Here is a 13076-nt window from a genome sequence, read left to right on the forward strand (position 1 = left end):
AGCCGACGGATCGGGCACGCCGGATCCCATCATGGCAGGTCGGACACCGGAATCCGGTGGATGCATGCCACGAAGGGCTGCTCGGAACTGACAGGATGCAGAGCATGGCCAGACGCACGGGTGAACAGACCAGAGCCCTCCTGTTGCGCGCCGGCATGCAGATGCTCCTCGAACGCGGGGTCAGTGCCGGCGTACAGCACATCCGCCTGCAGGACGTGCTGCGGCGGACGGGACTGACCACCGGGGCCGCCTACCGGCTGTGGGCCGATCAGGCCGACTACCACCGCGACCTCGCCGTCTCGATGGTGCGGATGCGCGTCACCGGACCGGCCGACGGGATGCGGGCCCGTGTCGACGAGATGATCGCCGCCGGCGCGTCCGGCGAGGAGATCGTCCGCGAAGCGGCGCTCGCGCACGTGCAGGCGGCCGAGCTCACCGCTGACGACCCCACCGAGATGCTCGACGCCCAGTCGTTCCGCGTCGCTCTGGCCCTGCGGACCACCGCCGACACCTGGCCGGAACTGACCGAGGCCAGCCACGAGCGGCACCGGGAGTCCATCGAGGCCTTCGCAGAGCTGTACCAGTACGTCATCGACGCGTACGGGGTGAGGATGCGGGACGGGCTGACCATCCAGGACTTCGCCGAGGCGATGGCGGCGCTCGCGGAAGGGTTCGCGATCCAGTCGCTCGAGCACCTCCCCCACCCGACGTTCCAGATGACGGGGGCCGACGGCACCCCCTCCGGAGAGTGGACGCTGCTGGGACTCACGGTGCGAGCCCTCGTGGATTCCTTCATGATCCCGCGCGAGGACGCGGATCCGGATGCCTGGGTGCGACTCCCCCGCTACGCCTGAGAACACGAATGCCCCGGGCTCTGACCGATGGTCCATGAGCCCGGGGCGACACTCCCCCCGAAGTGTTTTCGTGCGCGCTCCCCAGAAGCGCTAGATCATTCAAACAAGCCGAGATCGGTCAGCGCCAGAAAGATAAGTTGTTTTCTTCTGCGGATCGATTAATCCAGCTGGATCGGCCTACCAACGCTCGGTCAGATGACGGCTTCGCTCCAGTGATCGGGGTTGCCGAAGCGGTGCGCCGTGATCGAGATCGCCTGTTCACGCAGGAACGGGAGCAGTTCGATGCGCCCCGCCTGCGTCACCTCGTCGGCGTAGACCGCGAGATCGGGGTCACCGTCGATCGCGGCCACGAGGGCGGTCCGGACCTCCCGCACCTGCGCCGGCGGCCCGACGAGGCGCACGCGATCGGCGCGCGCCGGGGCATCCTCGCCACCGGGTCCCGACATCCGCGCGAACCACTGGTCGTCGGATTCGACGAACACCGGAACGTCGAGCGCCGTGAGAGCGGAGCGCACCGTGGCGGGAAGCCCCGCGGGGGTGCTGACGGTGAACGCCGACCCGGCGCGCACGGCCGCGATGATCGCACGGATGAGCGACTGAGGCGCGGCATCCGTCGTCGACCGGATCTCGGCGGTCGCGGGACGGTACCGGAACAGGTTCCGCTCCACGCCCAGGTGCGACACGTCGACGACCTTGCCGAAGATGCGATTCCACGCGACGGCATCCGACAGCGCGCCGCGGCGCAGCCACTCGAACGCTTCGTAGCCGAGCGCGGGCTGCGCAGCCTCGATGACGTCCGTGATCGAGGAGTCGAGACCCTTCAGATGCAGGGTCGACGACGTCGCTGCACCCGCGGTGGGACGCCACGAGCCGAGGCCGAAGAGGTGGTTCGGTCCGCCGGCCTTCGCTCCCCCGCCGACCGACGACCGCTTCCAGCCGCCGAACGGCTGACGCTGGACGATCGCCCCCGTCGTCCCGCGGTTGACATAGAGGTTGCCCGCTTCGACGCGGTCGAGCCAGAGCGCCAGGTCGTCGGGGTTCTGCGTGTAGAGCCCCGCGGTCAGGCCGTAGTCGACGGCGTTCTGCAGCTCGATCGCGTGCTCGAGCGAACGGGCGTGCATGACGCCGAGGACCGGACCGAAGAACTCCTCCAGATGCACGCGTGAGCCCGGCTTCACGCCGGTGCGGATGCCGGGGGTCCACAGCCGCCCGGGGTAGCGTTCGTCGGCCAGCTCACGCGGCTCGACGAGCCACGCCTCGTCCTCGTCGAGGGTCGTGAGCGCCCACTCGAGCTTGCCGGACGGCGCCTCGACGAGCGGGCCGATCTCGGTGAGCGGATCGTCGGGCGATCCCACGCGCAGGGAGGTCGCGGCATCCACCAGCTGTCGCGCGAAACGCTGCGACCGGGCGACGGGGCCGACGAGGATCGCGAGCGACGCGGCCGAGCACTTCTGACCCGCGTGCCCGAAGGCGGAACGGACGAGATCGGATGCCGCGAGGTCGAGGTCCGCGGACGGCATCACGATCATGGCGTTCTTGCCGCTCGTCTCGGCCTGCAGCGCGAGGTCGGGCCGCCAGGAGCGGAAGAGCGCGGCGGTCTCGAACGACCCGGTGAGGATCACCCGGTCGACCACGGGGTGGGTGATGAGCTGCTTCCCCAGGCCGCCCTCGTCGAGGTCGACCAGCGCGAGGACCTCGCGGCCGACGCCGGCGTCGTCCAGGGCCTCCCAGATCGCCTCGGCCACGACCGCGGCGCACCGCCGTGCCTGCGGTGCGGGCTTGAAGACCACACCGGAGCCGGCGGCGAGAGCTGCCAGCGCACCGCCCGCGGGGATCGCGACGGGGAAGTTCCACGGCGGGGTGACCACGGTCACGCGCGACGGCACGAAGACCGCCCCGCTCACGCTGTCGAGTTCCCGGGCGGTCGCCGCGTAGTAGCGCGCGAAGTCGACCGCCTCGCTGACCTCGACGTCCGCTTCGGCCAGGGTCTTGCCGGTCTCGGATGCCGCCACCTCGATGAGCTCGCCGCGGCGGGCCTCGAGCGCGCGCGCCGCGCGCAGCAGCACTCCGGCACGGTCGGCGGCGGGCATCGAGCCCCACGCGTCGGCGGCCGACGCCACCCGCGCGAGGGTCGCCTCCAGCTCGGACTCGGTGCCGATGCGGGCCACGGCGATCGCGGCATCCCCCGCCGTCGAGGTGGCGACCCGGCTCAGGATCGATCGCGCCCACGCGCGGTTCGCGGGGAGGGCGGGGTCGGTGTCGGACGTGTTGCGGAACCCGGGCGCACCCGCCGAGACGACCGTTTCGCGCGAGGAGAAGACGGCGGTCTCGACGAAGGCGTCCCCACCGAACAGCGACGGTCGGCCCGGAAGCTCGGCCGGACGCGTCTCGTCGGGGTCGACGTCGGCGGAGCCACGACCCGCGATGCCGAGGACGACCTGCGTGAGCGCGGCATCGTCCAGATCGGCTGAGGGGGCGGCATCCGTCGTCGTCGCCGTGTCACCCTCGTCGGGCGTCGCGGCGCGGTCCTGGTGGCGCCGGGGTCCCGTCGTCAGCGTGCGCTCCGCCGCGCGTGCGACCGATGCCGTGAACCGGTCGCGCTCGCGGACGAACATGGCGCGATCGAACGCCAGATCGAACGCGGCCGAGAGGAAGTTCTCGCTGGACGCGTTCTCCTCCAGACGGCGGACGAGGTAGCTGATCGCGACGTCGAACTCGTCGGGCCGGACGACGGGCACGTACAGCAGGACATGCCCGATCTCGCGCGCGACGGCCTGCATCTGACCCTGCGCCATGCCGAGGAGCATCTCCACCTCGACGTCGCGCTGCACCCCGCGCTCGCCGGCGAGCAGCCAGGCGTACGCGATGTGGAAGAGGTTGTGGCCCGCGACCCCGATGCGTACGGCCCCGGTGTTCTCCGGCTGGAGCGCCTCGTCGAGGCAGCGCACGTAGTTCGCGTCGGTGTCGAGCTTGGTGTCGTAGGGCGCGCTCGGCCAGTCGTGCATGACGGCGTCGACGTGCTCCATCGCGAGGTTCGCGCCCTTCACGAGACGGATCTTGATGCGCGCGCCACCGGCTGCGACGCGCTCGCGCGCCCATGCCGTGAGGGTCTTGAGGGCGGGGAGGGCGTCAGGCAGGTACGCCTGCAGCACGATGCCCGCTTCGAGGTCCCGCAGCCGCGGGTCGTCGAGCACGCGCATGAACACGGCCATCGTCAGGTCGAGGTCGCGGTACTCCTCCATGTCGAGGTTGAGGAACGTGCCGTCCTCCGCCGCCGACAGGTAGAGCGGACGCAGGCGCTCGACGACGCGCTCGACGATCTCGTCGAACGCCCACATCGAGAGGTGGCTGGCGATCGCCGAGACCTTCACCGACACGTAGTCGACGTCGTCGCGGCGGACGAGTTCGTGAATGCCCTCGAGCCGGCGGAGGGCTTCGGACTCGCCCAGGACGGCCTCGCCGAGGAGGTTGAGGTTCAGGCGAGCGCCCGACTCCCGCAGGGTCTGCAGCGCCGGTCCGAGCTTGTCCGGTCGAGCGTCGACGATGAGGTGCCCGACCATCTCGCGCAGCACGCGCCGGGCGATGGGGACGACCGGCGACGGCAGCAGGGGCGCGACGGCACCACCCGCGTGGACGGCGGCGCGCAGGTACCAGGGCAGGAACGACGGCGCGAGCGGCGCGACGCGCTGCAGATTGGATGCCGCGGCCGTGAGGGACTCGGGCCGCATGACCCCGTCGACGAAGCCGAGGGTGAACGGCAGGCCGTTCGGGTCCTTCAACACCCCCGCGAGACGCTCTGCGGCGGGGTCGACGGCGACCTCGGCGGATTCGGCGACCCAGCGCTCTGCGAGGGCGATGGCCCGCTCGGCGAGGTCGGAGGTGGGCGCTTGTGGCGCGACAGACGTGTCCGACATGAGGCTCAGCCTAAGCGCGCCTCCCGCCGTCGAGGCGGGACACGCTAGGGCCAGATGCTCGGCGCCTCCGCGCGAGTGGAGGGCAGGGCGGATGCCGCGGCCCAGTCCTGGATCCACTGCGGGATCGGGGGCAGGGTGTCAGGCCGGTGCAGGGCGTCGAAGAGCTCTTCCAGGGGCACGATCCCGCCGGTGCGGCGGAGGAACCGGACCCGCAGGATCATCTCGGCGTAGACCTCGCCCTTCACGACCGCGCGGTGCATCTGGTAGACCGCCTTGTCGTCGTGGCCGATGATGCGGGTCTCCACGGTGAACCGTTGCCACAGCTGGAGGGACTTCCGGAAGGTGACCGTCTCGCTCGCGACGACGCCGTACCAGCCGCGCTCGTTCATGGTCTGCCAGATGCCGGTGCGGGTCAGCAGGTCGAAGCGGCCGAGATCGAACAGCGACGCGTACCGGCCGTTGTTCATGTGGCCGAGCAGGTCGATGTCGGTCGGCAGAGTCCGCAGCCGGATGCGTCCGACGGCGTCGGGCGGGATGGGTCCGCGCCGGCGGTGTATCACCCGGGCGCGCATCAAGGTCAACAGGGTCCGCCACCATACGTTCACGAGCGGTGAGCCTAGCCATGTACACGCGCACAATGCGGCATCCGTTGTCACTTCCCGACAGTCGTGGCGCGGCATATACGGCCCGGTCACTGTCGATTTCACGATCCGACGGGCCGTGCGTAGAGTCTGGCCATGGAGCCCGAACTGCAGACCGACACCGTCGTCCGTCCCGTTCGCGACGTGGACGCAGAGGCCCTCGGCCGAGTGCACGCGACGTGCTGGCACGAGACCTACGACCACCTCATCAGCAAGGCCGCCCTCGAGAACGTCTCAGCCCGCCGACTCGCGGAACTCTGGACCCACTGGGCTCAGCAGGGACCCGACTTCAACATGGTCGCGGCCCTCGTGAACGGCGAGATCGTGGGGTTCGCCGGATCGGGCCCCGCCCGTGACCGCGATGCACCGCGCAACCGCGAGCTGTACTTCATCTATCTGCTCGATGCCTGGCACGGCACCGGCATCGGCCAGCGGCTGTTCGACGCCGTCGTCCCCGAGGCCGACAGCGAGCTCTACCTCTGGGTCGCCGAGGACAACCCCCGCGCCCACCGGTTCTACACCCGCAACGGGTTCGCCCTCGACGGGGCGAGCCACACCGAACCCTTCCTCGGCGAAACGCTGACGGAAGTCCGCTTCGTGCGCTGACGCACGAGCGCGAGACTCGACGGCGCGGCATCCCGTCTCGGATGCCGCGCCGTCGGACGTCGTGGCGGGGTGTGCGGGTGACGGGTCTTCGGCCGGATCAGCGGCTCTTGACCTCGCCGAACAACCGCGCGATCGGAGCGACGACGAGCGGCCGCATGGCGACGTAGGCCGCGACCGTGACGGCGATCGACAGGGCGAAGAGCCAGAACCCGGTCCAGTTGTCGGCGTACGCCTCGGGGTCGACCGAGCCGGTCGCCGCGTACATGTGGCCGAGGTTCCGGAGGGCTCCGGTCGACAGCACGAGCGCGACGTGGACGACGATGAACAGGACGAAGTAGATCATCGTCGGGAAGTGCAGCTTGCGCGCCCACTCGACGGGGTAGAGCTTGTTCAGCGTCGTCGCCTGCTTGGGCCACACGGCGCTCATGCGGTAGCCGGTGATCGCGGCGAGCGGGGCCGCGATGAAGATGGTGGCGAAGTAGGCGAGCTGCTGGAGCGCGTTGTAGTTCACCCAGCCGTTCTCGGTCGGCCAGTCGAGGGAGACGTACTGCAGGGCCGCCGACAGCGCGTTCGGGAACACCTCCCACGAGGTCGGGATCACCCGCATCCACTGGCCCGTCACGAACAGCAGCACGACGAAGACCAGACCGTTCGCGAGCCAGAGGATGTCGAGGGCCTGGTGAAGCCAGAGCGTCAGACTCATCCGGCGTTTGCGGTCCTTCTTCGAGATCCACATCGCGGCGGGGCGCTTTTCCGATCTGACCTGCAGACCGGTGCGGATGATCAGCACGATGAAGAACGCGTTGAGGAAGTGCGACCAGTTCAGCCAGGCGGGGAAACCAACGGGCGCCCCCTCGGGCAGGTGGTATTCGCCCGGGTAGGTCGTGAGGAAGTCCTGCAGCGGTTCGAGGCTGAGGATCCAGCGGACCGCGAGCACCGCCATCGCCGCGACGTAAAGGACGGCCCCGCCGCCGAGGACGACCACGCCGGCCCACTGCGCCTTGGTGAACGGGCCGATGCGCGCGGGATCGGGCTTCGGGTCCGGACGCCGGGCGACGCCGGCGTGCGCGAGCGGGCGCTCCGCGAGCGGAGCGCGCGGAGCGTCGGGCGCGGCGGGGGTCGAGGCGGCGGGCGCGGGCTCCGGCGTCGGCTCGGGCTCCGAAGACGCCGAGACTGCACCCGCGCGCCGAGACTGCGGCGTGAGATCGCTGTCTGGGCCGCCACGTGCAGTCTCGCGGGACGGGGACGGGGGCGGGGTGCGCGGGGCGGGCGTGGTCTCGGCGGGGGGCCAGGCGTCTCCGCCGGCAGCGCGTGGGAGGCCTCGGCGGACCGCGCCGGCAGCGGGGATGGATGCGGCGACGGGCGTGCTCTCGGGAGTCGCCGTCCCTGGGTCATCGGCGGGGTGGGGCGCTGACGCCGCTGTGGATGCGGGGGTTGCCACCTCCGGGTCCGGGCGATGCTCCGCCGGTGCCGCACCTTCGGTCGGCGCCTGGCCAGTGCGTGCGGGAGGCCAGGGCTCACCGCCGGGGATGCGCGGCAATCCGCGTCGTGTCGCGATCGCGGGGGCCGAGGCGGGGTGCGCGGCTGCGGCATCCCCCGCCGTCGTCGAGGCGGGAGCCGGCGTCGCAGACTCGGCCGGCGGTGTCGTCGCGGACTCCGTGCGAGTCGCCACCACGTCAGCGGTCGGCGTTTCTGCGGCCTCGTCGGCGAGCGGCGTCGCGGCTGCGTCGGCGACCGGGACCTCGATAACCGGCGCCGGGGCCTCCGTCGCGGGCGGCCAAGGATCGCCGCCGGTCGCGCGCGGGAGCCCCCGGCGCACGGAACGCGCGTATGTCGCCATCCGCTCCTACTTCTTTCCCGCCTCGAGGGCCGCGATCAGCTGCGGCACGACGGTGAACAGGTCTCCGACGACACCGAAATCGGCGATGTCGAAGATCGGTGCCTCTCCATCTTTGTTCACCGCGACGATCGTCTTCGCCGTCTGCATGCCCGCCTTGTGCTGGATGGCGCCCGAGATACCGAGAGCGACATACAGCTGCGGCGAGACCGAGACGCCGGTCTGACCGACCTGATACGAGTACGGCACGTAACCGGCGTCCACTGCGGCGCGGGAGGCGCCGACCGCTGCGCCGAGGACGTCGGCGAGCTGCTCGACGAGGGCGAACTGGTCGGCAGAACCCAGTCCGCGTCCGCCCGACACGACCTTTGCGGCGCCGCGGAGCTCCGGCCGGCTCGACACGGCGACCGCTTCGTCGAAGCCCGTGATGGTGGCGGCGCGCGCCCCGGATGCCTCGACCTCGAGCGCGACGACGTGCGGGGCGTCGACGGCGTCGGCGCGCGCGTCGATCGATCCCTGTCGAACCGTGACCACGAGCGGACCGAACGTCGCACCCGCGGTGACGTTGTAGGCGCCGCCGTAGACCGAATGCTGCGCGAGCACGCCGTCGTCATCCCGCGAGACGCCGACCGCATCAGCGCACAGCGCGGCGGAGGTGCGCGCGGCGAATCGACCCGCGGCATCCCGACCTTCGATCGAGTTCGAGAAGAGGACGGCGTCCGGCTGCACGAGAGCGGATGCCGCGGCCACCGCGTCGACGATCGGCACCGTGAGCGCGGAGTCGGCACCGCCGAGCCCTGCGGTGAGGACCGTCGAAGCTCCGAGAGCACCGGCGGCTGCAGCGAGGTCGGCGTGCCGGGACTCGTCGGCGACGACGAGGACGACAGGGGTTCCGATCGAGGCGGCGGCACCGATGAGACCGGCGGCGGAGGCGGCCAGCTCCCCGGCGGGTGTCACGTCGAGCCAGATGAGGACGGCGTCAGGGGCGAAGTCGGTCACGATGTTCTCCTCTGTCTCTCACGCCAGCCGGTTTTCGAGGAGGTAGGCCGCGAGCTTCTCGCCGGCATCCCCCTCGTCGACGATCTTCGTTCCCGCCTGCCGCGGCGGCTTCTGCGCCACTGCGGTCATGATCGACTGCGGAGCGGATGCCGGGTCGACATCGACGTCGAGGTCGGCGAGCGACAGCACCTCGAGCGGCTTCTTCTTCGCCGCCATGATGCCCTTGAAGTTGGCGAAGCGGGCGTCGGGCAGCGCTTCGGTGATGGAGATCACGGCCGGGAGCGCGGCGGTGACGGAGGCGGTGCCGAAGTCGGTCGCACGGGTGCCGCTGACGGCATCCGTCGTGATCTCGACAGCCGACAGCGCGGTGACCTGAGGGACGCCGAGGTGCTCGGCGAGCATGGCGGGGAGGACACCGCCGGACCCGTCGGTCGAGAGGTTCCCCGCGATGACGAGGTCGAAGCCGGTTCGTCGCAGAGCGGCGGCGAGCACACGCGCGGTGACGCCGAGGTCGGCGCCGCGCAGGGCGTCGTCGGTGATCTGCACGGCGGCGTGAGCTCCCATCGCGAGGCCCTTCCGCAGCGACGCGGTCGCGGCCTCCGACGCCATGGTCATCACGACGACCTCGGTGCCCTCGTTCGCCTCCGAGTAGGTGAGGGCTGCTTCGAGCGCTCGCTCCCCGATCTCGTCGAGGACCCGATCCGATGCATCGCGGGCGGCGAGACCGGTCTCGAGATCGAGCGTGCGATCCCCCCAGGTGTCCGGCACTTCTTTCAGCAGGACGACGATCTTCATTGACTCCTCCTCGGCATCGCCTCAGAGTCTACGGTCGGGCGCGGGGGTGCCGGTGTCTGGGACGGGAGCCCGCGGCGCGAGTGACGTCGGACGGCCGCGGAACGCGAGAGTCACGATGGAGGACCCGGCAACGGCGAGGCTGATGAGGAATGCCAGCATCACGGGGTTCGGGTACGCCGCGTCGGCGAGCAGAGCAAACCCCACGCCGAGAACGCTTCCCAAGAGGATCGCCGTGACAGGGGCAACCCTCGGCGCGCGATACCGGGCGATCATGGCGAGCTCGATCAGAGCCCAGAGCAAGGTTGCCGTCCATAAGCCCGCGAAGACGGTGAACGGCATGAAAGCGATCACGAGGAGCGTCGGGAACTCCCCCGGAGCCCACGCCCATACCTCTCGCACGCCCAGCGCGATGCCGGCAAGCAGACCGAACAAGGGGAAGGTCGCGAATCGCGGGACGAGGACCAGGGCTTTCACGTGCCCGACGATACGGACCCGCGACGGACGAATGCGGTGCTGTGGATGACCATGGCGGGCTTCGTACTCGATGGTCGAGTGGTGGAGAAGTCTGTGCGGCGGTCGTGCGTTGCTCGACGGGTTCGGGCGGGATGAGTGGTTTCTCATTTTGGAGTTGTTCACAACGGGTGATTTCGGCAATTTTCGGGGTCTGAATGTCGGTGGTTGGTGCGAGAGTGCAGGTATGACGGAAGCGATGGAAACCCCCGATGGCGAGGCGTATCTCGCCGCCATCGCGGGTATCGTCGCGGACGTCGAAGACGTGGGCCGCCGGATCGCTGGGGGGCAGATCGCGGAGCTTCGCGTGCTGGCCGCTGCCGGGCGGTTGGCTGATGCGCAGGGCGCACCCCGGAACGCAAGAGTCCAGGTGCACGACATGGTGCTGCGGTCGATCTCTGCCGAGGTCGCTGGGGTGATGCGGATGACCGACCGGGCCGTTCAACGGCGGATCGGGGAGGCTCGGACGATCATCGAAGGATTCCCCGCTGCGGTGGCTGCGTGGGAGTCCGGGCGGATCGTCCGCGGGCACGTGAAAGCGATCGTGGATGCCGGGCTGAACCTTCCTGGAGATATGTGGGCGGAGTTCGAAGCGGTCGCGATCGAACGCTGCGAAGGTCAGACGCCGAATCGAGTCCGGGGTGAGTTGGAGATCCTCGCGCACCGGATGCACCCGCGGACGTTCGCAGAGCGTCATGAAGAAGCAGCCAGCGCTCGGTGTGTGCGGCTCATGCCCGGGCGGGACGGGATGTCGGACCTGATTGCGACGTTGCCGACGGTGATCGCCGAGGGGATCCACGACCGACTCACTCAGCAGGCACGCGCGATCATCGACACCCGGGACGAGCGGGCGGCCGGCGAGGACGCCGACGTTGTCGCGACCGACGGCCGATCGACCGATCAGGTCCGAGCGGACGTGTTCGCCGACCTGCTCCTCGCAGGCGTTCCCGCGCTCGACGACACCCGTGACACGACCGCCGGCCCCCTCGGTGCGATCCGCGCGAGGGTTCAGGTGCTTGTGCCCGCTGCGACACTCACCGGTGCAGACGACGGGCCGTGCGATCTCGCGGGCCGGTCCCCCATCGACCCCGCGACCGCCCGCCTCCTCGCCGGGTCGACGCACATCTGGGAGCGACTGTTCCACGACCCGACGACCGGCGTCACCGTCGCCGCGGACTCGTACCGTGTTCCGTCCGGGATGCGCCGGTTCTTGCAGGCCAGGGATCAGCACTGCCGGTTCCCCGGATGCCGCGTCGCCGCGATCCGCTGCGAAGTCGACCACACCCACGACCACGCGCTCGGCGGCAAGACAGAACTCTCGAACCTGGCACACCTGTGCCAACGGCATCATTCGATGAAGCAATTCACCGCCTGGAGGGTCCGACAACTCAAGGGTGGTGTCCTCGAATGGACCTCACCCCTCGGCAGGACCTACAGAGAAGACGCACCCACCCCGGCCGTCGCCTTCACCCCTGCCACCACACACCCTGGAGACACGGCACCCTTCTGATGGGCTCTGCCGCGCCACGCTTCGAGCAGCCCCGGCACCCCGCATCCGACCGCCGCGCCAACCGAGGCCGCAGCGCGAAGGGTCGCCCCGGCTGCCCCACCGCAACGCACGGGCTCGCCCCGACTACTCCCACCGCAACGCCCGAGCTACGCCCGCCGCACCGCCGCGACGGCCTCGAGCTCCACGAGCTGATCCGGGTACCCGAGCGCGGCCACGCCGATCAGCGTGCTCGGCACGTCGTGGTCGCCGAAGGCCGCGCGCACGACATCCCAGGCCGCGACGAGATCCCTCCGGTCCGGGGAAGCCACCAGCACCCTCGTCGAGGCGACGTCGGCGATCGCTGCACCCGCGGCATCCAATGCCACCAGCATCGTCTCGACGCACCGCTGCGCCTGCCCCGCGACGTCGCCGACCGCGACCGTCGAGCCGTCGTCCGCCAGAGGACAGGCTCCCGCGAGGAAGATCAGCTCAGCACCGGCCTCGACGCGCGACGCATAGGCGTACGGCGCCGCCGCGAGGCCGTCTGACCTCACGAGACGCACGGCGCTCATCGGTGACGGAACTCCGGCGCCCGCTTCTCGCGGAAGGCGGCCATGCCCTCCTTCTGGTCCGCCGTGTCGAACAGCCCCGCGAACGCCTGCCGCTCGAATCGCAACCCTTCGGCGAGCGTCGACTCCACCGCGACGTCGAGCGCCGCCGTCGCCGCGTACAGCGCCGGCAGGGGCTTCGACGCGATCGTTTCCGCCGTGCGGTGCGCGTCGTGCAGAAGCTCCGCCGCGGGGACGACACGCGAGACCAGTCCCGCGCGCTCGGCCTCCTCCGCCGTCAGCTGCCGCCCCGTCAGTACCAGCTCCGCCGCCTTGAATGAGCCGATCGCGCGCACCAGCCGCTGCGTCCCGCCGAGCCCCGGGATCACCCCGAGACCGATCTCGGGCTGCCCGAACCGCGCCGAGTCCGCCGCGAGGATGATGTCGCACATCATCGCCAGCTCGCATCCGCCTCCCAGCGCGTAGCCCGCCACCGCAGCAATCGTCGGCGTCCGCACCGCGGCGAACCGCGACCACTCGCCGAAGTGGTTCGCGAGCAGCATCTCGCTGCCGCTGAGCGCCTCCATCTCCTTGATGTCCGCCCCCGCAGCGAACGCCCGCTCACTGCCTGTCACGACGATCGCGCCGATCCCGGCATCGGCGTCGAAGGCCTCTGCGGCATCCACGACATCGTGCATGACCTGCGCATTCAGCGCGTTGAGCGCCTCGGGGCGGTTGAGGGTGATCCACCCGACGCGTCCGCGCGTCTCGGTGAGGATGGTCGCGTAATCCGTCATGCCCACATGCTCGCAGACGGATGCCGGAACGCGACGTACCCTCCACGTTCACCCGCCGTCCACCCGGCAGCGCACCCCGGACACCC

At 70.4% G+C, this 13076-nt stretch carries 11 protein-coding genes; 3 read left to right on the top strand and 8 right to left on the bottom strand.

The annotated features are described in order from the left end of the window. Positions 1 to 104: 104 nt before the first annotated feature. Positions 105 to 854, top strand: coding sequence for a hypothetical protein (locus ABCU91_RS00770; protein ID WP_413354381.1), 750 nt, complete (start codon positions 105 to 107; stop codon positions 852 to 854). Positions 855 to 1045: 191 nt separating this feature from the next. Here the strand turns inward: ABCU91_RS00770 and ABCU91_RS00775 are convergent, their stop codons facing one another. Together ABCU91_RS00775 and ABCU91_RS00780 are read right to left on the bottom strand one after the other, a co-directional pair. Further along, positions 1046 to 4768 carry a proline dehydrogenase family protein gene (locus tag ABCU91_RS00775; RefSeq protein WP_413354382.1) on the bottom strand — a complete coding sequence of 1241 codons (3723 nt, stop codon included), beginning with the start codon at positions 4766 to 4768 and terminating at the stop codon, positions 1046 to 1048. Between the two features lie 44 nt (positions 4769 to 4812). Continuing rightward, positions 4813 to 5373 carry an acyl-CoA thioesterase gene (locus ABCU91_RS00780; RefSeq protein WP_413354383.1) on the bottom strand — a complete coding sequence of 187 codons (561 nt, stop codon included), beginning with the start codon at positions 5371 to 5373 and terminating at the stop codon, positions 4813 to 4815. 132 nt (positions 5374 to 5505) lie between these two features. Here ABCU91_RS00780 and ABCU91_RS00785 point away from each other — a divergent pair, with 132 nt between their 5' ends. Then, positions 5506 to 6015 (top strand): N-acetyltransferase family protein, encoded by a 510-nt coding sequence (locus tag ABCU91_RS00785; protein ID WP_413354385.1) that lies wholly within the window; start codon positions 5506 to 5508, stop codon positions 6013 to 6015. Between the two features lie 97 nt (positions 6016 to 6112). On the opposite strand, the gene ABCU91_RS00790 is transcribed toward ABCU91_RS00785, so the two are convergent. Genes ABCU91_RS00790 through ABCU91_RS00805 form a run of 4 tightly spaced genes read right to left on the bottom strand, consistent with a single transcriptional unit; the run spans position 6113 to position 10120 of the window. After that, positions 6113 to 7855, bottom strand: coding sequence for a cytochrome b/b6 domain-containing protein (locus ABCU91_RS00790; RefSeq protein ID WP_413354386.1), 1743 nt, complete (start codon positions 7853 to 7855; stop codon positions 6113 to 6115). Between the two features lie 6 nt (positions 7856 to 7861). Continuing rightward, a complete protein-coding gene (locus ABCU91_RS00795; protein WP_413354387.1) occupies positions 7862 to 8851 on the bottom strand; it encodes an electron transfer flavoprotein subunit alpha/FixB family protein in 990 nt (329 codons plus the stop codon). Positions 8852 to 8869: 18 nt separating this feature from the next. Next, the gene (locus ABCU91_RS00800) at positions 8870 to 9646 is read right to left on the bottom strand and encodes an electron transfer flavoprotein subunit beta/FixA family protein (protein WP_413354388.1); all 777 of its coding nucleotides are present in this window, start codon (positions 9644 to 9646) and stop codon (positions 8870 to 8872) included. Positions 9647 to 9667: 21 nt separating this feature from the next. Beyond that, the gene (locus tag ABCU91_RS00805) at positions 9668 to 10120 is read right to left on the bottom strand and encodes a hypothetical protein (protein WP_413354389.1); all 453 of its coding nucleotides are present in this window, start codon (positions 10118 to 10120) and stop codon (positions 9668 to 9670) included. A gap of 223 nt (positions 10121 to 10343) precedes the next feature. On the opposite strand from ABCU91_RS00805, the gene ABCU91_RS00810 reads away from it, so the two are divergent. Further along, positions 10344 to 11666 carry a DUF222 domain-containing protein gene (locus ABCU91_RS00810; protein WP_413354390.1) on the top strand — a complete coding sequence of 441 codons (1323 nt, stop codon included), beginning with the start codon at positions 10344 to 10346 and terminating at the stop codon, positions 11664 to 11666. Positions 11667 to 11812: 146 nt separating this feature from the next. On the opposite strand, the gene ABCU91_RS00815 is transcribed toward ABCU91_RS00810, so the two are convergent. Then, positions 11813 to 12217: a RidA family protein gene (locus tag ABCU91_RS00815; RefSeq protein WP_406923390.1), complete on the bottom strand. Its 405-nt coding sequence runs from the start codon at positions 12215 to 12217 to the stop codon at positions 11813 to 11815. Continuing rightward, complete coding sequence (locus tag ABCU91_RS00820) at positions 12214 to 12990, bottom strand: enoyl-CoA hydratase-related protein (protein WP_413354391.1); 777 nt, start codon at positions 12988 to 12990, stop codon at positions 12214 to 12216. The genes ABCU91_RS00815 and ABCU91_RS00820 overlap by 4 nt, the downstream gene beginning before the upstream one ends. Positions 12991 to 13076 lie beyond the last annotated feature (86 nt).

The organism is Microbacterium phoenicis, from assembly GCF_047302325.1.
Classification (GTDB): Bacteria; Actinomycetota; Actinomycetes; order Actinomycetales; family Microbacteriaceae; genus Microbacterium.

Coding starts and splice junctions, on each gene's coding strand:
- ABCU91_RS00770 (WP_413354381.1), top strand. CDS start 105: ATGGCCAGACGCACGGGTGAACAGACCAGAGCCCTCCTGTTGCGCGCC.
- ABCU91_RS00775 (WP_413354382.1), bottom strand. CDS start 4,768: ATGTCGGACACGTCTGTCGCGCCACAAGCGCCCACCTCCGACCTCGCC.
- ABCU91_RS00785 (WP_413354385.1), top strand. CDS start 5,506: ATGGAGCCCGAACTGCAGACCGACACCGTCGTCCGTCCCGTTCGCGAC.
- ABCU91_RS00790 (WP_413354386.1), bottom strand. CDS start 7,855: ATGGCGACATACGCGCGTTCCGTGCGCCGGGGGCTCCCGCGCGCGACC.
- ABCU91_RS00800 (WP_413354388.1), bottom strand. CDS start 9,646: ATGAAGATCGTCGTCCTGCTGAAAGAAGTGCCGGACACCTGGGGGGAT.
- ABCU91_RS00810 (WP_413354390.1), top strand. CDS start 10,344: ATGACGGAAGCGATGGAAACCCCCGATGGCGAGGCGTATCTCGCCGCC.
- ABCU91_RS00815 (WP_406923390.1), bottom strand. CDS start 12,217: ATGAGCGCCGTGCGTCTCGTGAGGTCAGACGGCCTCGCGGCGGCGCCG.
- ABCU91_RS00820 (WP_413354391.1), bottom strand. CDS start 12,990: ATGACGGATTACGCGACCATCCTCACCGAGACGCGCGGACGCGTCGGG.